The 20,807-nt window shown below is 71.0% G+C and carries 20 protein-coding genes and 1 pseudogene; 14 read left to right on the forward strand and 7 right to left on the reverse strand.

Annotated features, from left to right (window positions below; translation table 11 throughout):
* The first annotated feature begins 314 nt into the window (after positions 1–314).
* A complete protein-coding gene (locus ACFU7Y_RS10360; protein WP_380767340.1) occupies positions 315–1,226 on the forward strand; it encodes a hypothetical protein in 912 nt (303 codons plus the stop codon).
* A 340-nt stretch (positions 1,227–1,566) separates the two neighbouring features.
* Here the strand turns inward: ACFU7Y_RS10360 and ACFU7Y_RS10365 are convergent, their stop codons facing one another.
* Positions 1,567–1,998, reverse strand: a complete 432-nt coding sequence (locus ACFU7Y_RS10365; protein ID WP_380767342.1) for a hypothetical protein — start codon at positions 1,996–1,998, stop codon at positions 1,567–1,569.
* Positions 1,999–2,591: 593 nt separating this feature from the next.
* On the opposite strand from ACFU7Y_RS10365, the gene ACFU7Y_RS10370 reads away from it, so the two are divergent.
* Positions 2,592–3,500 carry an oxidoreductase gene (locus ACFU7Y_RS10370; protein WP_380767343.1) on the forward strand — a complete coding sequence of 303 codons (909 nt, stop codon included), beginning with the start codon at positions 2,592–2,594 and terminating at the stop codon, positions 3,498–3,500.
* A gap of 718 nt (positions 3,501–4,218) precedes the next feature.
* Here the strand turns inward: ACFU7Y_RS10370 and ACFU7Y_RS10375 are convergent.
* Positions 4,219–4,518, reverse strand: a complete 300-nt coding sequence (locus ACFU7Y_RS10375) for a hypothetical protein (RefSeq protein ID WP_224277013.1) — start codon at positions 4,516–4,518, stop codon at positions 4,219–4,221.
* 177 nt (positions 4,519–4,695) lie between these two features.
* Here ACFU7Y_RS10375 and ACFU7Y_RS10380 point away from each other — a divergent pair, with 177 nt between their 5' ends.
* The 9 genes from ACFU7Y_RS10380 to ACFU7Y_RS10420 all read left to right on the forward strand — a co-directional run bounded on the left by ACFU7Y_RS10380 (position 4,696) and on the right by ACFU7Y_RS10420 (position 14,116).
* Positions 4,696–5,091, forward strand: coding sequence for a hypothetical protein (locus ACFU7Y_RS10380; protein WP_224277011.1), 396 nt, complete (start codon positions 4,696–4,698; stop codon positions 5,089–5,091).
* A 644-nt stretch (positions 5,092–5,735) separates the two neighbouring features.
* On the forward strand, positions 5,736–6,260 hold the full coding sequence (locus ACFU7Y_RS10385) for a MarR family winged helix-turn-helix transcriptional regulator (RefSeq protein ID WP_224277010.1): 525 nt from the start codon (positions 5,736–5,738) through the stop codon (positions 6,258–6,260).
* The gene (locus ACFU7Y_RS10390; RefSeq protein ID WP_224277008.1) at positions 6,257–7,102 is read left to right on the forward strand and encodes an alpha/beta fold hydrolase; all 846 of its coding nucleotides are present in this window, start codon (positions 6,257–6,259) and stop codon (positions 7,100–7,102) included. Before ACFU7Y_RS10385 ends, ACFU7Y_RS10390 begins: the two co-directional genes overlap by 4 nt.
* 412 nt (positions 7,103–7,514) lie before the next feature.
* Positions 7,515–8,444, forward strand: coding sequence for a LysR substrate-binding domain-containing protein (locus tag ACFU7Y_RS10395; protein ID WP_380767365.1), 930 nt, complete (start codon positions 7,515–7,517; stop codon positions 8,442–8,444).
* Between the two features lie 474 nt (positions 8,445–8,918).
* Complete coding sequence (locus ACFU7Y_RS10400; protein WP_224277005.1) at positions 8,919–10,190, forward strand: acyl-CoA dehydrogenase family protein; 1,272 nt, start codon at positions 8,919–8,921, stop codon at positions 10,188–10,190.
* A gap of 21 nt (positions 10,191–10,211) precedes the next feature.
* On the forward strand, positions 10,212–11,429 hold the full coding sequence (locus ACFU7Y_RS10405; RefSeq protein ID WP_224277003.1) for a CaiB/BaiF CoA-transferase family protein: 1,218 nt from the start codon (positions 10,212–10,214) through the stop codon (positions 11,427–11,429).
* Between the two features lie 103 nt (positions 11,430–11,532).
* On the forward strand, positions 11,533–12,312 hold the full coding sequence (locus tag ACFU7Y_RS10410) for a crotonase/enoyl-CoA hydratase family protein (RefSeq protein ID WP_224277001.1): 780 nt from the start codon (positions 11,533–11,535) through the stop codon (positions 12,310–12,312).
* A 101-nt stretch (positions 12,313–12,413) separates the two neighbouring features.
* Complete coding sequence (locus ACFU7Y_RS10415) at positions 12,414–13,169, forward strand: acetoacetate decarboxylase (protein ID WP_224276999.1); 756 nt, start codon at positions 12,414–12,416, stop codon at positions 13,167–13,169.
* Complete coding sequence (locus ACFU7Y_RS10420) at positions 13,166–14,116, forward strand: 3-hydroxyacyl-CoA dehydrogenase NAD-binding domain-containing protein (RefSeq protein ID WP_380767347.1); 951 nt, start codon at positions 13,166–13,168, stop codon at positions 14,114–14,116. Before ACFU7Y_RS10415 ends, ACFU7Y_RS10420 begins: the two co-directional genes overlap by 4 nt.
* A gap of 28 nt (positions 14,117–14,144) precedes the next feature.
* On the opposite strand, the gene ACFU7Y_RS10425 is transcribed toward ACFU7Y_RS10420, so the two are convergent.
* The gene (locus ACFU7Y_RS10425) at positions 14,145–15,401 is read right to left on the reverse strand and encodes a CdaR family transcriptional regulator (RefSeq protein WP_224276995.1); all 1,257 of its coding nucleotides are present in this window, start codon (positions 15,399–15,401) and stop codon (positions 14,145–14,147) included.
* Positions 15,402–15,542: 141 nt separating this feature from the next.
* On the opposite strand from ACFU7Y_RS10425, the gene ACFU7Y_RS10430 reads away from it, so the two are divergent.
* Positions 15,543–16,478 carry a zinc-binding alcohol dehydrogenase family protein gene (locus ACFU7Y_RS10430; RefSeq protein ID WP_224276993.1) on the forward strand — a complete coding sequence of 312 codons (936 nt, stop codon included), beginning with the start codon at positions 15,543–15,545 and terminating at the stop codon, positions 16,476–16,478.
* A 715-nt stretch (positions 16,479–17,193) separates the two neighbouring features.
* Here ACFU7Y_RS10430 and ACFU7Y_RS10435 read toward each other — a convergent pair.
* The 4 genes and pseudogenes from ACFU7Y_RS10435 to ACFU7Y_RS10450 form a co-directional block, all read right to left on the reverse strand.
* The gene (locus ACFU7Y_RS10435; RefSeq protein WP_380767368.1) at positions 17,194–17,391 is read right to left on the reverse strand and encodes a hypothetical protein; all 198 of its coding nucleotides are present in this window, start codon (positions 17,389–17,391) and stop codon (positions 17,194–17,196) included.
* A gap of 52 nt (positions 17,392–17,443) precedes the next feature.
* A pseudogene (locus ACFU7Y_RS10440) lies at positions 17,444–18,019 on the reverse strand (NADPH-dependent FMN reductase); the annotation flags it as partial.
* Between the two features lie 458 nt (positions 18,020–18,477).
* On the reverse strand, positions 18,478–18,693 hold the full coding sequence (locus ACFU7Y_RS10445; protein WP_224281879.1) for a hypothetical protein: 216 nt from the start codon (positions 18,691–18,693) through the stop codon (positions 18,478–18,480).
* Positions 18,694–18,729: 36 nt separating this feature from the next.
* Positions 18,730–19,488: a DeoR/GlpR family DNA-binding transcription regulator gene (locus ACFU7Y_RS10450; protein ID WP_224281883.1), complete on the reverse strand. Its 759-nt coding sequence runs from the start codon at positions 19,486–19,488 to the stop codon at positions 18,730–18,732.
* A 49-nt stretch (positions 19,489–19,537) separates the two neighbouring features.
* On the opposite strand from ACFU7Y_RS10450, the gene ACFU7Y_RS10455 reads away from it, so the two are divergent.
* Complete coding sequence (locus tag ACFU7Y_RS10455; RefSeq protein WP_224281885.1) at positions 19,538–19,921, forward strand: DUF4406 domain-containing protein; 384 nt, start codon at positions 19,538–19,540, stop codon at positions 19,919–19,921.
* Positions 19,918–20,595: an NUDIX domain-containing protein gene (locus tag ACFU7Y_RS10460; protein WP_224281887.1), complete on the forward strand. Its 678-nt coding sequence runs from the start codon at positions 19,918–19,920 to the stop codon at positions 20,593–20,595. The genes ACFU7Y_RS10455 and ACFU7Y_RS10460 overlap by 4 nt, the downstream gene beginning before the upstream one ends.
* Positions 20,596–20,807: the final 212 nt, after the last annotated feature.

The following is a 20,807-nucleotide window of genomic DNA, read 5'->3' on the forward strand; positions in this document are numbered from 1 at the left end:
TCGCGTCATCCCAATCCCCCCTACGCTCGCGAACACCCTATTCGGCGGTCCCGAAAGGTCAAACAGTGGTCAACTCCAGTCCCCGGAAACGCCGGAGGGGTGGGAAGCCGACCGGGTCGACTTCCCGCTCCTCCGCCCGCCGCCGGTTCGTCGTCCAGCCGACCTCGTCATCGAGGGATCCGTTGCCCGCGCCGCCGCCAAGGGGACGGCCCTGCCGGGGAACGTGGCACAGCCCCGGCCCCCGATACGCGACCTGTCGCCCTCGAACGGAACCTGGAACGCTGTCGTGTACGGATCCCGGGGAGGGGGCACACATGGCGGGTTGGTACCGACGCCGGGCGGAGCTGGCCCGAGTGGGCGGGGAGGTCAGGGCGCAGCAGTTGCTGTCCGATCTCGCCCGCGCGGCCCGGGCCGCCGGCCTGCCGGCCCGGGCCGCTGCGAACATACGGATCACCGCCCGGATCATCGGCCGCACCAAGGCCTTCGAAGCCGCCGGCAGGGACCTCCACACCGCCCTGCTCGGCCTGTACTCCACGGCACTCGGCGTCATGGCAGTGAACACCCGGCTTTTGGAGCCCCTTTGGCTCCAGGCGGCGCTCTCCGCTCTCGCCGTGGCCACTGTGCTCATGACGAAGGCCCGGTGGTCGGTCTTCGGTACCGGCCTGCGCCGCCTGGGCGGCACGTGGTCGGTTCCCGCACGTGCCGTGCTCGCCGCTGCCGCCCTCGGCCCCCACACAGCCAACCCGAACCGCAGACGCCGCGCAGCGACCCGAAAGGTCAGCTCCCGCCTCCGCGACCTGGAACGAGCCCTCCTCGCCCGGGAAAGAGGTGTCGGCCGGCCGCGGCGCCACCAGATCCGTACCCACCGCCGACTCGTCGTCGCCGCCCTGCGCCAAGCCGAACTCCGCCTCGACACCCAGCACCACAACGACCTGCTCGAAACACTGCTGACCATCAGCACCAACCACACCAGGGGCCACTACGCGGCCCTCCTGCCCGCCGAGCAACTCGAAGGCCTGGAACCCGCCAAGGACCGCACCCTGCTGTGGGCCTCGCTGCGCACCGGGGCCGGGGTGGCGGTCGTCACGGCCGCGGTCTGGGCGGGAGATCGGTTCGGTCTGTCCAACCTGGTCCTGATGCCGGGCGCGCTCGCGGTGTTCAGCCTGGTGTTCCGCCGCCACGCCGAAAGGGTGCCCGACGCCGTCCTGACGAGGCTGTCCGGCTGAAAGGCCAAGCAAGGCCGGAACTCCGGGGGTGGCGGCTTTCTTCGGGCCGGCCGGGCCGACCGCGAACTCAACCGTCCGAAGTGGGTCACGGTTCGACCGTTGCCGGCACCCGCGGCCGCGGCGCTGGGCCGGACCGTGTTCGTACGCCGCGCCGCCGACTCGGGCGGCTCGACCAACGCTCTGCGTGGCGACGTCCTGGGCGTACTCGGCGTGCTCAGGGTCGCCACCGCCGACCAGCTCCGGCGCCTGCCTTCTTCTTCGCCGTGTCCTCCTGCTGGGCCGGGGCCGCCACGGGCTCGACGCCGGGCGGGACCTTGGCACGGGGTCCTCTGATGGCCGCTCAGTGACCGGCGGGCGGCTCGATGCAGCCGTGCTCCGGGTATGGGCCGTTGGTCGTCACCTGGTAGTTGGTCTTCTGTATGAACGCGGTGACGCAGGCGTCATCATGGACGCGGAGGCCGACCTGGGCGCCCTCGGGCCTGACGTAGTGGTCGGTCACAAAACGCGAGGGCATCTCCCGCACGATGAGCGTCCCGCCGAGCCGCTCGCCCTTTGGCCCGGTCCGCTCCTCCTGGTACCCGAGCTTGAGTAGCGCCGCGCGCACGTTCTCCGGGTCCCACGACTTGGCCTCCCAGAGCTGCTTGAGGACCGGCTCGATGCGACCGGCTTCCTTCTGCGCGTCCTCCGCACTGGCCGGCGACATGTCAGCGGGGAGGCGGTAGCCGTTGTTCTCGCGGTAGTGCGGGGCACCGTCGCCGGCCCCGGGCTCCACATACGGCGAAGCACCGGCGGAGCTCGGACTGGAACCAGGGAACGTGACAGCCGCCGCCCGGCCCGTAGCCCGCTGCTCACCACAGGCGGTCAGGAAGAGGGTGGCGCACACGAGCAGGGTAGCTGCGGCGGCGCGTCCGCGTCGCCCACGCGTGGAGGTCAACATGGGAATGACTCTCCGCGTGGACCCGCAGCTCCGTCTTGAGTACGGATACTCAAATTGAGCGCTTGCCACCGCCCGGGGCGCGGGCCGCTCCGGTGCCCAGCACGCGATGGCGGTGAACGAGACTTTGCTCGCCTTCGTCCTTGGCGGTGCCGCGCCGGGGGCCGCGGGCGGGGTGGGTGGGCACCGTGTGCTCCTGGGCGACCGAAACCGAGTTCCCGCTGCCTGCCCTGCCCTGCTAGAATGCCGGTCATCACGTGAGCCTTCTCGGTGCGGATTCCGATCCGCCGGGGAGGCTTTTTTCATGCCCGGGGCCCGCCTGCCTCGACACCGGTGGACCGCTTCGAGGTCCTCGCCCTGCCGAGCGACCTGAACGCGCCACGCCCCACCCATCGGTTCTTTATTCCAAGCCGCAAGAGGAGATCCACGTCATGAGTCCACAGACGAACACCACGCCTGACACGGGTACTTGGCAACTTGGTGACCAGACCGTCAACCGCGTCGGGTTCGGTGCGATGCGGCTGACGGGTACCGCGCCCTTCGACCGCGGCGTGCCGCGCGACCGCGATCGGTCGATCGGCGTGCTCCGGCGGGCGATCGAGCTCGGCGTGAACCACATCGACACCGCCGCCTTCTACTTCTCGGCGACGCGTTCCGCCAACGAGCTGATCAACCGGGCGCTGGCGCCATACCCGGAGGACCTGGTCATCACCACCAAGGTCTGGCCGGGCCGCGACCCCTCGGGCGCGTGGTGGTGGGCCACGCCGGCGCAGTTGCGCGGCCAGGTCGAGGAGAACCTGCGCCAACTCGGCCGCGATCACCTGGACGTGGTGAACCTGCGCGTGCCACCGAGCCGGCGGACCGGCTCGATCGGCGAGCACTTCGGCGCGCTGGCCGAACTGCAAGATGCCGGGCTTATCCGCCACCTCGGCATCTCCAACGTCACGTCCGAGCAACTGGCCGAGGCCCGGGCCATCGCCCCGGTCGTCTGCGTGCAGAACCCCTACGGGATCGGTGCGTCGAGCGAGGACCGGGCACTCCTGCGGCTCTGCGGTGAACTCGGCCTCGCCTTCGTCCCGTTCTTCGCGATCGCCGGTCCCGGACGCGAGGCGGGTCCGGCTCCCAGCGACCACGAGGAGGTGCACGCCGTCGCCCGCGCGCGCGGTGTGTCCGTCGCACAGGTCCGGCTGGCCTGGACCTTGCAGCAGGGGCCGCACGTGCTGGCGATCCCGGGTACCAGTGATCCGGACCACCTCGCGCAGAACATGGCGTCCGGCGCACTGCAGCTCTCGGAAGACGAGATGACACGCCTCACCTCGCTGCGGCCGGCCGGAGCATAGCGGCGCCGCTGCCGACCGGAATCCATTCCACCGGCCACCGCTCGCACTGAAAGGGTCCGCCGGCGCCCAACTGGCGGACCCTCTTGCCGGTGCGACAACCGGTGGTGAGAACCGGTGTGTCCTGTGCCACTGATCCCTGACCGATTGCCACGGAAGTTAGACCACTGCACGGTTCGTGCCATCGAACCTTGACCGCCCTGGTCAGAGGTGCGGACACGCGGAGCAGGTCCGCACCCCTGACCGCCGGGCCCGCCTGACCGCCGCGCGCTGGGCCAGCGGTGCGCGCGTCGGGCGATGTCGAACCAGATGCGCACCTCCTCGGCCATCGGATCGGGCAGGCCGGCGGTCTTGCGCTCGAACCAGGGCACGATGGCGGGCATGCGGTCGTCGTCGAGGAGTCCGGCGGCGGCCAGGACGTCCAGGACCGGCCCGACGGGCAGGCGGATGTCGTTGAGCCGGGCCGCCCCGCTGGCCTTCATCGGGACGCCGGGGACGTCCTGGGTGGCGAGCAGGATCCGCAGACCCCTGCGCAGTGTGAAGGCGGCGGCGTGGTGGCGGTCGGTGGGCCAGCCGTGGCGCCGCCCGTAGTCCCAGGCGAAGGCGCCCACCGCTTCGACCAGGTCCTCGTCGACCGGTTCGGGGAAGCCGACCCGCGCCCCGGAGACGAGGCCGCGTGGCATGTCGAACAGCAGGAGCGCTCGCGCCCGTACCGGTGGGATCACGGTCGGGTGGCCTGTGCCCCCTGGCGGATACGGCGGCCGTCCTTGAACGAGGGCCGCTGGCGGGGCAGGTGCCGGCGCAGGCTCTCGGTACATCTCGCCGTGCGGGCCAGCGCGGTGCTCGGGGGTGGGAGCGGGGCGAGCGGGCCGCAGGCCTCGTCGCGGATGCGGGCGTCGGTGTCGAAGACGGTGTGGATCCGGCCGACGTCGAGTAGGTGCTCGCGCCGGTGGACGGCCGGCTTCTCCGAGCCCGGCACCGGGGCGGTCGGGTGCAGGGCCTCGGGGAAGGTGGCCGTCACGGCGGAGCCCGGCCGCGGTGAGGTGTCAGGCTTTCGCGTGGTCGGCCTGCGGCAGGGTCACGAACTGCGCCGGGTTCTCGCAGTGGGGCCGGGTTTCTCGGGTGTGGGGGATGATGGGGTTGGTCCGGTGCCCGGGGGTGGGTGTGCCGGGGTGGGTGGCGGGGCAGGGAGCGTTGCGTGGAGATCGTTGCCGGTGCGGGGCTTGTCGGTGGGGTGTGGCCGGAGCTGATGCCGGGCCAGTGCCCGGTGCTGGTGGTGCCCGACGCGGCAAGACGCCCGGTGACGGCGGAGGAGGGCTGGGCCCGCGACGCGGGCGTCCTGGAACGGGATCCGGCCCCGGGCTGGTCCGCCACCGCGTCCCCGCCGTGCCTGACGGTGCGTCGGCCGGACGGCGAGGCCTGGTTCGACGGGGAACTCGCGGCCGGGCGCGAGTGGTGGCGGGCGCTGCGCGCGCACGAAGTCCTGCTGCTGGTGACCGGACCGTTCACCAGTGTCTTCGACTTCCGCCCCGCCGCCGCAGCCGGGAACCTCACCCTGCTGGCCGTACGGGCCCGTACCACCACCAACCCCTGACCCACCCCGGCCCCGCACCGGGGCATGCCCACCCGGCGCGCCTGTGGTCACCGTCGTCCGCAGAACAGGCGCGGAGCTTGGGCGGCCTCGGCGCAGCGGCCCGCCTCGCAGACCTGGCCGAGTCGGTTGCCTCGGTCGCTTCGGTCGCTTCGGTCGCTTCGGTCGCTGCGTCCCGTCAGGCCGCCCGCATGGACGCCGCACCGGCTGTGGCCCGGTGTAGCGCGTCGTCCCGTCCTGTCGCCGGCGCGGTGTCGCGGGCGGCGAAGACGGCGGTCGCCGAGGCGGGTCCGGCGAACTGGGAGGCCGCTGCGGCGGCGAGGTTCCCGGCCGGGCCGCTCGCGGTGCTCGATCCGGCATCGCGAGCCGGACGGCGAACTGGTCACCGAGGCATGGGACTGGCACCGGCCCCTCACCGACCAGGAGGCCGCGGCGCCGTTCGTCGGCCTCGACATCAACATGGACTTCCTGGCGGCCTCATCTCCACCGGATACCGGTGCCCCTTGCGCGACGGCGGCGCGGACGACACGGGTGATCCCCTTCAGCAAGGCCAATCCGAAGATCATCCCGCCCCGTCAGCCAACGTGACAGCGCCGGCCGGCGGGATCTGGATGGTCGGATGACATATTCAGTGTCATCCTGACATCATGAGTGTCATTATGGAAGATGTCGGCGAACCACCCGTCGAGGGGTTGCTCCACGACGTGATCCGGCGGCTGTGGCCGGTGCACCGGATGATCGTGAGGGCGGTCGAGCGCGGACTGGCCGGGACGGGCATGACAGCCGGTCAGCACGCGGTGCTGGACGCGGTGCGGCGCGGCGGGCCACGCACCGTGCCGCAACTGGCACGCGCCCTGGACCTGGACCGGCAGCCGGTGCAGCGGCTGGTGAACGACGCCAAGGCGCTCGGGCTGGCCGAGACGGTCGCCAACCCGGAGCACCGGCGCTCGTCCCTGGTGCGGCTCACCGCGGAGGGCGAGGCCGTCCTGGCCCGGATCCAGCGCGCCGAGCACGACGCGCTCCGGCGGCATCTCGGCGACCTCGACCCGGCCGACGCCGCCGCCACACTGCGGGTGCTCGACCGGCTCGGCGAGGTGTTCCACGAGCTGGAACGGGCGGCCGCGGAACGCGACCGAAGTGACCGGAACGACCGAGGAGCGAACGGACTATGACCGAAGCACACGGCACCATGACCACGGGAACCGTGTCCGTCGAGGGCGGCCGGCTGTCCTACGAGGTGGCGCAGGGCGGCAGTGGGCCGACCCTCGTCCTGCTGCACGGCGGGATGCTGGACCGGCACAGCTGGGACGAGCAGTTCGCCCGCCTCGCCGCCCGTGGCCACCACGTCGTCCGCTACGACGCCCGCGGGCACGGCCACTCCTCCACCGTCACCGGCGACTACGCCCACCAGGACGACCTGCGAGCGTTGCTCGCACACCTGGCCGTCCCCCGCGCCGTGCTGGTCGGGCTCTCGCTTGGTGCCCGCACGGCCCTCGATGCCGCGCTCGCCCACCCCGAGTACGTGGCCGCCCTGGTCCTCACCGCGCCCGGCGTCAGCGGACGGCCGTTCACCGACCCCTTCGTGACGCACCATGCGGAGCAGCAGATCGCCGCACTGGGCACCGGGGGCGCAGCGGGCGTGGAGCTGTTCGTGGAGCACTTCCTGCGGATGTGGGTGGACGGTCCGCACCGCTCTCCCACCGAGGTGGACGGCGCACTGCGGGAGCGGCTGCGCGCCTGCGCGACCGCCAACGTCCTGCGCCACGCCGCCGGCCTCGGCGCCGGGCTGCCGCGGGAGGTGGGCGCGGCCGACCGGCTCGGCGAGGTGGCGGTGCCGACCCTGGTCCTGACCGGGGACCTGGACGGCAGCGACATCCTGGCCAACGCCCACGCCGTCGCTGCTGCTGCCCCGAACGCCCGTCACCGGGTGCTTCCCGGCGCCGCACACATGATCCCACTGGAGTGCCCGGACCTGTTCGAGCACGAGCTGGACACCTTCCTCGCCGCGCTTTGAGCGGCGGGTGGCCGGTTTCTCGTGTCCCCCGCCTGCGCTAGTCTCCGGCGAAGAAGGACCTGCCCGAGGTACGGGTCACGACCGCCTGCGGGAGCGACCGGGGCAGCCTCGTCGTCCCGCCCGGCGGGGGCTACGACGTCCTGGCCTTCAGCGGAGCCGACGCCGGTCAGGTCGCCGAGGTCCGGGTGAGTGTCAAGGAACTCGCTCCGGAGGATTCTTCGGCCGACGTGACCGTCGTCGAGGCCACGCCGGCGGACACCAAAGGTCAGCCATGAGAAGGTGTTGTCTTTCTGGGCATGGAGGGTGTATTTCCGCTGGTCAGGCATAGGGTCGGTGTTCCGGCGGCAAGGACGAGGCGTCGTGTCGTCTCAAGCACAGGAGATTCCTTGGCCACGACACTCCACCAGCTGCGCTGCTTCCAGGCCACCCTGGAGCATGGCTCCTTCACCGCGGCTGCCGCCACACTCGGCTACGCCAGCCGTCGGTCTCGGAACAGGTACGGCTACTCGAACAGGGCCTCGGCATGGTGCTGTTCCGGCGAGTGGGCCGTGGCCTGGTGCCCACCGAAGCGGCTTGGGCGCTGCAGCCGCACGCCGTGGCCGCACTGGCGGCGGTGGAAGAAGGGGCTCGGGCGGTCGCCTCGGTCCAAAAGGCGCTGACCGGGACGGTTCGATTCGGGGTGTTCCATACCGCCCGCCTCTACCTGGGCAGCGAGCTGGTGGCCGATGTCCTGGAACGTCACCCGGGCCTCCGCCTTGAACTGATCGGTCCGCATTCGGTGCCAGTGCTGGACCAGCTGCGCCGTGGTTTGCTTGAGGCCGCTGTAGTGGCACTGCCGTTCGGTGACCAGGACGCCACCGTGCGGCCCGTTCTGCGCGACGAACTGGTCTATGTCAGTGCCGATCCAGCGCGGGTGAGGGCCTCGGTCACACCGTCGGAGCTCGCCGCGGCACAGCTTGTCCTGCCCGATGTGAGCCGGCGCGAGGAGGACTCCACCCGCCAGCAACTGATGGCCCGCGTCCAGGCGGTAGGTGGCAGGCTGCATCCACGGATCGAGGTCGAGGAGACGGAGACGGCGCTGGACGTCGCGGCCACCGGGTTGGCCGACACGATCACCTGGCGTGGCGTGCTCCACCGGCTTGCCGGCCGCCTCCCGGCAATGCTGGCTTGGGCACCGCTGTCGCCGCCGCTGTACGAGACATTCGCGGTGGTGCACCGGCCGGATGCCGAGCTGTCACCCGGTGGTAGGGCAGTGGTGGAGCTGGCCGCGGCCCGGATGACCCAGCTGGACGCCGTCATCCGCCGCGGGTCGGCATGCCGCCCACGACACACGGCGGGATAGAAGCCCGAGTAGGCCGCCTGGGACCGTACGCACCCCGGACTCACCCACTGCGGACCCCGGCTGGAACACGCAGAAGAGGAACTGCCCCTCCTGCACGGTACGTTGATCCGCGCCGGGCAGAGAGTCGAGGTCTTCCTCGACGGGCTGCGATCTCAGCTGAGAGAGCGCAGTTTCCGGCCGATCCCGGTGCACGAGCGGATGATCCCGAAGACGAACGGCAAGCTCCGCCGTCTCGGGATCCCGACTGCAGCGGAGCGGGTGGTCCAGGCGTCCCAGGGTCAAGCTCGGGGCGGCGTGACCGTGGTGCGTGATCGTCCGGGTCAGGCCCTGTGCACCGGCGGCGGGCGGATTGGTGCACCCGCACGAACTTCTTCGCGTACATGGTGCTCTGCGCCCAGTGGCTGCTCGGCCGGCGGCTTCTAGCGTCGTGTGCACAGGAGCGATCTGATCCCCGCAGACCGGAAGGAGCGGGACATGAACGCGACACGCGGCACCGCGGTCGGGTCGGCGCAGAGCATCCCGGAGGGCGACGGGCATCCGCTGGTGGAGCCGCCGGTGCTGGGTGGGCCCGAGGAATCCGACTACTACCTGCTCGGGGACCTGCTCACGGACGAGCAGCAGGCTCTTCGCCACCAGGTCCGCGACTTCATGGACCGGGAGGTCACACCGATCATCAATCCCTACTGGGAGCGGGCGGAGTTCCCTCACGAGCTGGTCCCCAAGCTTGCGCGGTTGGGTATCGCGGGTTTCCAGGTCTCCGGTGACGGCTGTCCGGGGATGAGCAACGTGACGGCCGGCGTGGTCATCCTGGAGTTGGCCCGCGGGGATCTGAGTGTCTCCACCTTCATGGGGGTGCACTCGGCGCTGGCCATGACCTCGATCGGGCTGCTGGGCTCAAAGGAGCAGAGGCAACGTTTCCTGCCTCCGATGGCGCGCCTGGAGAAGATCGGTGCTTTCGGCCTGACCGAGCCCGCGCACGGCTCGGACGTGGTCAAGCTGGAGACGACCGCCCGCCGGGAGGGCGACTCCTATGTGCTCAACGGCCACAAGCGGTGGATCGGCAATGCCACGTTCGCCGACTACGTGATCATCTGGGCCCGGGGAGAGGACGGGCACGTCGGCGGTTATGTGGTGGAGAAGGGCACGCCGGGGTTCGATGCCCAGGTGATCACAGGCAAGACGGCTCTGCGGTGTGTGCAGAACGCGCAGATCTCGCTCACCGACGTCCGGGTGCCCGCCGAGAACCGGCTGGCGGGCGGCCACACCTTCCGTGACACCGAGGAGGTCCTGTTGGCCTCCCGCTTCTGCGTGGCCTGGGAGTCGGTGGGAGCGGCCATCGCGGGCTACGAGACCGCCCTGGCCTACGCCAAGCAGCGGCACCAGTTCGGGATGCCGCTGGCGTCCTTCCAGCTCGTCCAGTACCGGCTGGCGCGGATGCTGGCGGACATCACCGACATGGTGTGCATGCAGTACCGGCTCAGCCAGCTCATGGACGAGGGCAAGTTCTCGATGCCGCGGGTGGCTCTGGCCAAAATGCACTACACCGAACGCGCCCGGGCCATCCTCGCCGACGCCCGCGACATGCTCGGTGGCAACGGGATCGTGCTCGACTACCACGTCGCCCGGCACCTGTGCGACATCGAGGCCATCGACACCTACGAGGGTACCGACACGGTGCAGGCGCTGATCGTCGGCCGGGACATCACCGGGTACAACGCCTTCGTCCCGGTGGCCGCGGGCCGCTGACCGTCGAGGAAGGGAGCAGTCATGGACAGCGCGCCGCTGCTGGAGGGGCTGCACGTCGTCGATCTCGCCAGCTTCATCGCCGCCCCGGCGGCGGCCACCATGCTCGGTGACTTCGGCGCCGATGTCGTCAAGGTGGAACCACCACGCGTCGGCGACACCTACCGCGCGCTCAGCCGCGTGCCGCCGAATCCGCAGGTCGAGGGGGTCAACTACCCCTGGCAGCTGGACAACCGCAACAAGCGCAGCATCGCCCTGAACCTGAAGTCGCCCGGGGCCCGGCCGGTGCTCGAACGCCTGGTGGCCTGGGCCGACGTGTTGGTGACCAACTTCCCGCCGCGGACGCGGGCGAAGCTGGGCCTGGAGTACGAGGATCTGGCGCCGCTCAATCCACGGCTGATCTACGCCGACGTCACCGGCTTCGGCGAGGCGGGTCCGGACGCGCACCTGCCCGGCTTCGACGTGACGGCGTACTGGGCGCGCAGCGGCCTGATGGACGTCACACGCCAGCGCGACGCGCCGCCGGCGATGAACGTCTTCGGATCGGGCGACCACGCGACCGCGGTCACCCTGTTCGCCGGGATCATGACCGCCCTGTACCGGAGGGAGAGGACCGGCCAGGGCGCACGGGTGACGGCGTCGCTGCTGGCCGAAGGCGCGTGGGCGGCCGGCATGTGGCTGCAGGCCATCCTGGTCGGCGCGAAGAACCCCCGCCCGGTCGACCGGCTCCATCCGCCGAACGCGCTGGCGAACGCGTACCGCACGGCGGACGACCGCTGGGTACTGCTCGCCTTCGCCAACGAGGACAAGCAGGTCCCGCTGTTCCTGAAGGCCATCGGCCACCCCGAGGCGGCGGAGGATCCCCGCTACGCCGACACCGCGAGCCGCCGTGCCAACGCCGCCGAGATCGTCGCCCTGCTGGACAAGACCTTCGAGAGTCGTCCCCTGGCCGAGTGGCGCGAGCTGCTCGACACCGCGGGCCTCACCTACGGAGTCGTCCAGACGCTTGAGGAGTGCGCCCACGACCCCCAGCTCGTCGCCAACCGGATCGTCGTGCCGGTCGAGGACGGCAGCGCCGAGCCGCCCCTGACCGTCGACAGCCCCGTACGGCTGGACCAGGAACGGAAGGTCCCCCCGCGTCCGGCCCCGGACCTCGGCGAACACACCGAATCCGTGCTGCGTGACCTGGGCTTCGACGCTGCCGGAATCGAGGACCTGCGCAGGGCGGAGGCAATCACCTGAAGCCCTGCCCCCGGGCGGGGCACCGCGAAACCGCGATCACACCGCCGAGGCGCGCGCCGCCTCAAGGACGGAGCAGCAACAGGGGGAGAAAGGAGTCCCCACCATGACCGAGGCCACCGACACTCCGACCGTGCGCACCACGGAACACGATGCCACGCTGGTGATCACCATCGACCGGCCGCAGGCACGCAACGCCATCGACGGTGCCACCGCCCGGGCACTGGCTGCCGCCCTGGACCGACTCGACGCCCGCGACGACCTCCTGATCGGCATCCTCACCGGTGCGGGCGGCACCTTCAGCGCCGGCATGGACCTCAAGGCGTTCGCCGCCGGAGACACCCCGATCGTCCCCGGCCGGGGCTTCGGCGGCGTCACCCGCGCCCAGCTCACCAAGCCCCTGATCGCCGCCGTCGAAGGCTACGCGCTGGGCGGCGGCACCGAGATGGCCCTCGCCTGCGACATGGTCGTGGCCGCCCGCGACGCCACCTTCGGCCAGACCGAGGTCCACTACGGACTCGTCCCGCCCGAAGGAGGCATGATCCGGCTGCCCGAACGCATCCCCCGCAACATCGCCCTGGAACTCCTGCTCACCGGCGATCCCCTGCCCGCCGAGCGCGCCGAGCGGCTCGGCCTGGTCAACCACCTCACCGAACCCGGCCAGGCGCTCCGTCAGGCCCTGGACCTCGCCGCCCGCATCGCCCACAACGCCCCCCTGGCGGTGGCGGCCGTCAAACGCTGCATCGACCAGCGGACGTCCTTCCGCGACCAGGACGCCTTCCAGGAACAGGACCGGATCGTCGCGCCCGTCCTGGCGTCCCAGGACGCCAGGGAAGGCGCCCGTGCCTTCGCGGAGAAGCGGCCACCGCACTGGCAGCGCCGCTGATCCCCGGCGCGGCCCGGTGGCCCACCGCACCTGTGGCGGACCACGGCCGGGCCACCGGGCGCAGCCGGCCCACCGCACCCGACGAGATCCCAGGCCACACCATGCGCACCCGAGACGTGACCCAACAGCTCACCACCCCACTGGACGCTCCCGCCTACCCCCGCGGCCCGTACCGCTTCACCGACCGGGAGTACTTCACCATCGTCTACCGCACTGACGAACGGGCCCTGGAACGCCTCGTCCCCGCGCCCCTGCGGGTCGCCGAGCCGACGGTGCGCTTCGAGATCATGCGGATGCCCGACACCACCGGACTGGGTGACTACGCCGAGTCCGGCCAGGTGCTCTCCGTCGAGTACGAGGGCGAGCGCGGCGAGTACGTCCTGGCGATGTACGTGGACAGCATGCCGGCCATCGCCAGCGGCCGCGAGATCAGCGCCTACCCGAAGAAACTCGGCGCCCCGAGACTGACCGTCGACTCCGACACCCTGGTCGGCACCCTCGACTACGGCTCCCTGCGCGTCGCCACCGCCACCATGGGCTACAAGCACGCCCCGCTCGACGCCGGCCGGGCACGGGAGGAGATCTGCCGGCCCACCTTCATGCTGAAGATCCTGCCCGGGTACACCGGCCGGCCGCGCATCTGCGAACTGGTCCGCTTCCGGATCGAGGACATCACCGTCAAGGGCTCCTGGACCGGCCCCGCCCGGCTGCAGCTCTTCCAGCACGCCCTGGCGCCGCTGGCGGACCTTCCCGTCCTGGAGGTCCTCTCCGCCGCCCACATCCTGACCGACCTCACCCTGCCGTCCCCCGAAGTCGTCCACGACTACCTCACGGCAGCACCCCAGGAGTCATCATGAACGGCACTCCCGCCGCCACCGGCGCCACCATGGACGACTTCCGGCACGTCACCGTCATCGGGGCCGGTGTCATCGGCGCGTCGTGGGCCGCCCTGTTCCTCGCCAGGGGCCTGGCCGTCACCGTGAACGACCCGCTCCCCGACGTGGCCGAGCGCACGCGCGACCAACTGCGGGAGGCCGTCCCGGCGCTGAAGGCACTGGGCCTGCCCACCGCCGATCTCGACCGCTCTCTGCGCTTCGAGGCCGACCTCGGCCAAGCGCTCGCGGACGCGGACGTGGTCCAGGAGAACGGCCCGGAGCGCCTGGACTTCAAACAGGACCTCTTCGCCCGGATCGAGCAGGCCGCGCGTGCGGACACCCTGCTGCTCAGCTCCACCTCCGGCATTCCCGCCAGCGCGATGGCCCTGGAGATGAAGCAACCGGGACGGCTCGTCATCGGCCACCCGTTCAATCCGCCGCACCTCGTCCCGCTGGTCGAGGTGGTCCCCGGCGAGCAGACCGATCCGGACACGGTGCGGCGCGCCGTCGCCTTCTACACTGCCCTCGGCAAGAAGCCGCAGGTGCTGCGCAGGCAGGTGCCCGGATTCGTCGCCAACCGGCTGCAGGCCGCGTTCTTCCGCGAGGCGGTCGACCTCGTCGTCCAGGGCGTGGTGACCGAGCAGGAACTCGACGACATCGTCACCTCCTCCCTCGGCCTGCGCTGGGCCGTCGCCGGTCCCTTCCGCAGCTTCCACCTCGGCGGCGGCCCCGGCGGCCTGCCGGACTTCCTGCAACACCTGGGGCCCGCCCTGGAAGACCTGTGGCGCGACCTCGGCACCCCGGCACTCGACGAAGCGACCGTCGAACTCCTCTCCGGACAGGCCGACTTCGGCGCGACCGTCGAAGAACTGGAGGGCGCGCGGGACGAGGCGCAGATCAGGGTCATGCGCGCCCTCGGCGACGGCTGACGTGGCGGAAGGTCGACCGAGTGCCGTCTCAAGGGGCAATCAGGAGCGACGAGCCGAGGTACTGGACGGCGAGCAACGCCACCTCGAGATCGGTCCGCTGTTCCTGGACCGTGCGCCCCATGGCCTCCTCGGCCTTCCGGATGCGGTACTGCACGGTGTTCTTGTGGAGGATCTGCCGACGTGCGGTGGCGGTGTAGCTGCCACCGGTGTCCAGGAAGATCTGCACCGTCTCCCGCAACCGCGCGCAGGGCTCGTCGTCGACGGCCAACGGACCGAGAACGCTCCGCACCCAGATCCGCATGTCGTCGATGTTCGTACACATCAGGGCGATCGGAGCGACACGGGAGTAGGCAGTGAACCGAGCCCCCGAACTCGACGCCGTGGCCAGCTCCTGTGCACACAGAGCCTGCCGATACGTCCAACGGAACCCCTCGACACCGGGCTCCAGCCGCCCGGCGCACACACGCATGGACGGGTCGCCGTCCTCGGCCACACCCCACATCCGTTCAAAGGAGACCTCACCGTCCCAGCCGAACGGCAACCAGGCCCAGCACGACGCCTCATCACGAGGAATGAACAACGGCCTTGCGGAGCAGTTCAATTCATCGGCGATGGCGCTGGTGATCCGTTCGAGCCGGGCCAACCCCGCACTACCGTGCGTCGGCACGGGCAGCCAGGCCACCAGCCCGAGGTGCATCTGCCTGAGCCGGTAGCCAAGCGTCGATTCCGCCCAGTCGACGTCGACCTCCTGCCCGGCAAGAATCTCCCGCACCCGCGCGGCGCGCCCCGCGGTCTGGCTCAGCAACCAGTGATCCCGCTCCAGCTGGTAGAGCTCGATGACACGCTCGGTCACCTGGTCGATGTAGCCGAAACTCACCGTCAACGTGCGCCAGACCGTCGCGGCGAAGAGGTCCTCCTCGACTCCCTGACCGTGGAGTTCCTCCAGACACCACTGCAGGAAGCGCCAGTGTCCGATCCGGTAGGCCCTGACCAGCGCACTGATGGGAACATTCCGCTGCGCCAGCCTCCTGGCGTACTCCAGGGCCGCCACGGGCCCCTCGACCTTGTCCAGGGGTATGTCGTTCTCGAAAACGTGCAGCAGCGTTGCGACGTTTTCCGCGACACTTGCGTGCAGGAGTTTGAGGACGGGCTCGTCGCCCCTGAGCTCCGGGATCTCAGCAAGCACGTAATCCCATACGTCGCGACTGACGTCCGGTACACGCGACCCTACGTTCGCCGCAACCACGGAAAGTGTTTTCCCTGCCTCGGGAATCCCCGTGCCCACGCCACCACGCTACCCGGCTGACGTCGAAACGACGCGGCAGCCGGCAACCGGCTTCGCAGCGCACCCGGTGGTTGGCCCGGGGTCACCTGTGTGGCGCAAACGGCTGCCCGCGAGCCCGCGGGCGGCCGTTACGGTCGACTCATGAGAGCTGCCGTCCTTGTCGAGGAAGGGGCCGTGCCCCAGATCGGTGACTTCGCCGATCCGCAGGCCAGGGAGGGCCAGGTCGTGGTGACGGTGACCGCAGCCGGTGTACACCACCTTGACCTGGAGAAGGCGTCCGGTGCGTATGGCGTACCCGTGTTCCCGTACGTGGTCGGGTCCGACGGGGTCGGGCGGACAGCCGACGGGCGCCGCGTGTACTTCGACGCCCCGGTGTCCCCCTATGGATCGTGGGCCGAGCGGACCGTGGCTCCGGAGGCGAACCTGCTGGACCTCGCGGAGGGTGTGGACGATGTGACCGCGGCGGCACTCGGCCACACCGGGCTGGCAGCCTGGTGCGCCCTGAGCTGGCGGGCCGGGCTGCAGCCAGGCGAGTCGGTGCTGGTGCTGGGCGCGAGCGGGGCGTTGGGGTCCGTGGCGGTGCAGGCGGCCAAGGCACAGGGCGCCTCACACGTGATCGCCGCCGGCCGCGACCCGGACCGGCTGCGTCGCGCGCGCGAGCGGGGCGCGGACGCCACCGTCGTGGTCGACGCCGGCACGAATCTCTCAGCCGCCTTCCGCACGGCCGCCGGATCACACGGGATCGACGTCGTCATCGACACACTGTGGGGTGAGCCCGCCCTGGCGGCCCTGCAAGCGGTCTCGCGCGGCGCTCGCCACATCCAGATCGGCAACTCCGCCGCAGCCACGATCGAACTGCCCGCGGCGATGCTGCGCTACAACGCTCTGCAGATCCTCAGCTTCACGATCACGGATGTCCCCCTCGAAGCACTCCGCACCGCCTACCGGAACCTGACCGAGCAGGCCGCTGAAGGAAAGATCTCCGTCGACACAAAGGCGCTCCCGCTCGCGGACGTTGCCACCGCCTGGGAGCAGCAGAGGCGGGGAGCCCCCGCGAAGCTGGTGCTCACCCCGTGACCGGTGCCACGGCCGGCGCAAAGCCCGCACCCGCGTGGCCGTGGGTCTCAAACGGCCCGCACCGCAAGGTCGGGGCCCGCCTTGTGGCGTCGGAACACGTTGTCCCGCGTGCCGTGGCAGCCGGGCTCCTCCTCGTTGTTGCTGCTCCGGCGGCGCCGGCCCGGCTGCTGATCACCCCGCTGCCAGGGGCGCCGGATATCCCGGAGGGACAGCACCCGCATCACGACCACCAGGACGACGAGCCCGGGCCTGACCGCGTACCGGCGCGGCGGCGGGTTCGCCGGCTACCGCGAGCTGTTCCGCGCCAAGGTCAGCGGCACCGCCCCGGCTCATGAGTGGAACGGGTCACCAGCCCGGGCGAAGTACGCGACCGGGTTCTCGGCGGGACGATCTCCGAACTGGTCGGACTCGGCTGACTCGGGGCCCGGGCCGCCGGGTGCGCGTCGCAGCGGCGGCCGGCGTGCGGCGGCTGCGTGTCCACCGCCCGCGCGGCCCCGGCCTTGCGAAGGAACCGCGCGGCGGAGACGGAGCGCCGCCGGTACGCCGCGACGGTGGGACAGCCGGCGGCGCGGGCGGCACGACGGCAGTCTCGTTCGCTGCGCAACGCTGCCGTCGCATGCTCCCGTGTCACTCCGGCGCCGGCCTGGAACTCGTTGTGACTCGTCGCGTTGTCCCCGCGATGGGGGAGGGCCTCCCGCCGGGAAGGGCGGGCAGGCTAGTTCTCGGCGCGCTGGGTGACCTGGGCACTGGTCTGGTCGCCGAGGAACTCGTACCAGCAACGTTGCAGCGCCGGGTAGTTCGTGTCCGCCTCGACGAGACCGAGAAATGCCTTCACGGTGGCAGCGAGCCGATCCTGCAGTCCGGCGTCGTTCAGGTCTCCGCTGTCGCCGAACGCCTGGTGGGCCCTCGCCAAGGCTGAACATGTCCGGATAGACACGGGCCCCGAGATGTTCCAGCGGAACGCGGAGCGCCCACAGCCCCCGGTTTCCTCCCACCATGGAGGGAGAAGCCGAGACCAGCAGGGCGTGCTTGTCCTTGAACGGCTGCGGCCGGAAGCGTGACAGCCAGTCGATCGCGTTCTTCACCACGCCAGGGATCGATGCGTTGTACTCCGGCGAGGCGAGCACGAACGCCTGCGCTGCCCGAAGGCGGTCGCGCAGGGCGACGGAGTTCTGTGGCTGACCCTGGGCGGTCTCGACGTCCCCGTCGTACGACGGCATGTCGAAGTCCCGCAGGTGGGCAAGATCGGCGGCGGCGCCGTTCTCGGCCAGCAGCTTGGTGGTCAGCATGGCCAACTGCCCGTTGACCGATCCCGTCCGAAGGGACCCCGACAGCACCAGCACGCGCAGCGGCTCACCGTGGCCGTCGCCCGGAACCGGCTGGACGACATCCCGCAGTGCGCCCACCGTACGGGAGGAGGCCGGAATGGCTGGATTCGCACTCATATGTGCCACCCTGCCATGCGCCCGCCAGCCTCGCCGCACCCGCTGGTCCGAACGCAGACGGGGATGCACGTCGGCGCGGCCCCGCCGTCCGCGCATCTCCGTCTGCGTACGGCACGCCCATGGTGAGCCAGCAAGACTGATCACAGGTTGTCAATCGTCGTGCAGGCGCAGGCCGACACCCTGGCGCCCGAGAACGAGCGGGCGAGGAGCCGGTGGACCGTCCAGTATGCCGCCGAGCACAGCGGGCAGTACGCCTTGCCGTCACCCAGGCAGTGCCGTGCTGTCCGGCGTCGGCCCGCGGGTGCTGTCCAGGTCGCAGGTCCCCGCGACCCGGACGCTCTTAGGATGTGCCTGGGCCCGCAGCCGAAGCCGCGGAACCCAGGCGTGCGCACACGGATCAAACGGGTCACCGTGTGACTCGGTGCAGGCGTCCGATCGGCCACCGCGGACCGTTGTCCGGGTTGCCCTGCCACGCCCACTGGGAGTCGGGGGTGACGGTGACACCGTCGTACGGGTACGGACGCCCCAGGCCCTCCCACTGCCCCAGGCGATCGTCACCTCGTCTCCAATCCGGCGCGGCCGCCCTGCCACAGTACGGGCCGGCCGGCCGCGTCCGGACGAACCTCCGCCCAGGAGCGGTCACCGTCGTGGATCAGGACGGCCAGGCCGTCATGCCCGCGGTCGTCGTAGAGCACGGCGTCCGGGACAGCCATCCGCACGGCGAACCTGAGGTCCCAGTCCTCCAGCCCTGCCGGGTCACGATCCAGCACCCGCCGCACGCCCGGTTCGCGCTCGCTCCGTAGCTGTCAGCCGGCTGCCAGGATCTCCACGCCGTGTGCGGTGAGTTGATTGAGGACCGGGTGACAGGGGTCGGCGTCGGTGATCAGTCCGCTGATGTCCTCCCAGGGCAGGACGCGGAACCGGGAGGCGGTGCCGATCTTCTCGGACGAGGCGAGGATGTAGGTGTCCGCGGCCCGTGCGGCCAGGGCACGCTTCATCGCGGCTTCCTCGGCGTCGCCGGTGGTCAGGCCTGCCTGAGGGTGGACGCCGGTGACGCCGAGCAGGCACAGGTCGGCCGAGACGTTCTGGGCGGCCTCGACCGCGGCCGCGCCGCAGGTGACCGCCGAGTGCTTGAAGAGGCGGCCGCCGAGGAGGAAGACCTCAGCCTGGGGGTGGTCGAGCAGTGCGGCCGCAATGGTCGGGCTGTGGGTGATCACGGTGCAGGACAGATCCGGCGGGAGGGTGTGGGCGACGGCGAGGGCGGTGGTGCCTCCGTCCAGGATCAGGGCGCCGCCGGGCCGTACGAGCGCGGCGGCGACCGCGGCGACCTTCCGTTTGCCGTCGGGGGTGACGGATTGCCGGGCGGCGTAGTCCGCGATGGCTGGGGAGACGGGCAGGGCCCCGCCGTAGACCCGCTGGCACAGTCCTTCGGCGGCCAGGTCGCGCAGATCGCGGCGAACGCTGTCCTCGGAGATGCCCAGGTCAGTGGCGACGTTCTTGGCGACGATCTTGCCCTCGCGGGCGAGCAGGCCCAGCAGGTGGTCGCGTCGCTCAGCAGCCAGCATCCGTACTTTCTCCTGTTCTTGCATGTTTCTGCGTGTATCGTAGCGCGCCATGACCGACAAGCCCATGCTCATCCTCATCGCCGGCCCCTACCGCTCCGGCACCGGCGGCGACCCGCAGGCCATGGCCGCCAACCTCGTCCACCTCGAAGCCGCAGCCTGGCCTGTGTTCGCCGCCGGCCACGTCCCCGTGATCGGGGAGTGGGTCGCCCTGCCCGTCCTGCGCTCGGCCGGCGCAGGCCCCACCGACCCCCTTGCCGACCAGGTCCTCTACCCGACCGCCGAGCGCCTGCTCGCCCACTGCGACGCCGTACTCCGACTCCCCGGCCACTCCACCGGAGCCGATCAGGACGTCGCCACCGCCCGCCGCCGCGGCCTGCCCGTCTACTACGACGTGAACGAGATCCCCCTCCGTACCCCGCAGGAGACCGCGTGAACACCCGCCCCGGCATCGACACCCCCGACCACCGCGGCCGCACCGGCCTCGACCACGCCGGCCGGAACCTGGACCGCAACCCCGACGTCATGGTCCGCGACGTGGAACTCACCTCCCAGGGCTGGCACGTCCTGCGCCGCACCACCTTCGACTACCGGCGCCGCGACGGACGCTGGACCACCCAGCAGCGCGAGACCTACGACCGCGGCAACGGCGCGGTCGTCCTGCCCTACGACACCGAACGCGGCCGCGTGCTGCTCACCCGCCAGTTCCGCTACCCGGCCTACGTCAACGACCACCCGGACGGCATGCTCATCGAGGCCGCGGCCGGACTGCTCGACGGCGACGACCCGCTCGCCGCCATCCGGCGCGAGAGCACCGAGGAACTCGGTGTCACACTCGGACCGCTCACCCACATCCTCGACGCCTACATGAGCCCCGGCTCCGTCACCGAGCGCCTGCACTTCTACGCCGCCCCCTACACCCCGGCCGATCGAACCGGAAACGGCGGCGGACTCGAAGAGGACGGCGAGGACATCGAAGTACTCGAACTGCCCTTCACCGACGCCCTCGCCATGATCCGCGACGGACGCATCACCGACGGCAAGACCATCCTGCTCCTGCAATGGGCGGCCCTGGACGGGCCCTTCGCCGCCGCAGCGGGCACCCGCTGACACCGCTACTCCGGCCGGCCCCGCTTCGGGGCACCCGGTCCGGCTTGGAGCACGTGCCGTCAGGCGGCAGTGGCTGAAAGCCATACTCGGCGTCTCTGGATCTCAGGACCATATGACTGGCCCGTCCGACCCCTCAACAACGTAGGACCGGCTGACCTCGCACCTCCGCCCGCGTTGGACCGCGCGCTCCCGCTACGCGGCCGGTGGTGACG

The organism is Kitasatospora sp. NPDC057542, from assembly GCF_042801945.1.
In the GTDB taxonomy this organism is placed as follows: domain Bacteria; phylum Actinomycetota; class Actinomycetes; order Streptomycetales; family Streptomycetaceae; genus Kitasatospora.

Excerpts from the sequence above, each read along its gene's own strand:
- ACFU7Y_RS10450 (WP_224281883.1), bottom strand. The coding sequence starts at position 19,488 with ATGCTGGCTGCTGAGCGACGCGACCACCTGCTGGGCCTGCTCGCCCGC.
- ACFU7Y_RS10400 (WP_224277005.1), top strand. The coding sequence starts at position 8,919 with ATGAACGCGACACGCGGCACCGCGGTCGGGTCGGCGCAGAGCATCCCG.
- ACFU7Y_RS10405 (WP_224277003.1), top strand. The coding sequence starts at position 10,212 with ATGGACAGCGCGCCGCTGCTGGAGGGGCTGCACGTCGTCGATCTCGCC.
- ACFU7Y_RS10390 (WP_224277008.1), top strand. The coding sequence starts at position 6,257 with ATGACCGAAGCACACGGCACCATGACCACGGGAACCGTGTCCGTCGAG.
- ACFU7Y_RS10370 (WP_380767343.1), top strand. The coding sequence starts at position 2,592 with ATGAGTCCACAGACGAACACCACGCCTGACACGGGTACTTGGCAACTT.
- ACFU7Y_RS10415 (WP_224276999.1), top strand. The coding sequence starts at position 12,414 with ATGCGCACCCGAGACGTGACCCAACAGCTCACCACCCCACTGGACGCT.
- ACFU7Y_RS10360 (WP_380767340.1), top strand. The coding sequence starts at position 315 with ATGGCGGGTTGGTACCGACGCCGGGCGGAGCTGGCCCGAGTGGGCGGG.
- ACFU7Y_RS10430 (WP_224276993.1), top strand. The coding sequence starts at position 15,543 with ATGAGAGCTGCCGTCCTTGTCGAGGAAGGGGCCGTGCCCCAGATCGGT.
- ACFU7Y_RS10455 (WP_224281885.1), top strand. The coding sequence starts at position 19,538 with ATGACCGACAAGCCCATGCTCATCCTCATCGCCGGCCCCTACCGCTCC.
- ACFU7Y_RS10385 (WP_224277010.1), top strand. The coding sequence starts at position 5,736 with ATGAGTGTCATTATGGAAGATGTCGGCGAACCACCCGTCGAGGGGTTG.
- ACFU7Y_RS10410 (WP_224277001.1), top strand. The coding sequence starts at position 11,533 with ATGACCGAGGCCACCGACACTCCGACCGTGCGCACCACGGAACACGAT.
- ACFU7Y_RS10420 (WP_380767347.1), top strand. The coding sequence starts at position 13,166 with ATGAACGGCACTCCCGCCGCCACCGGCGCCACCATGGACGACTTCCGG.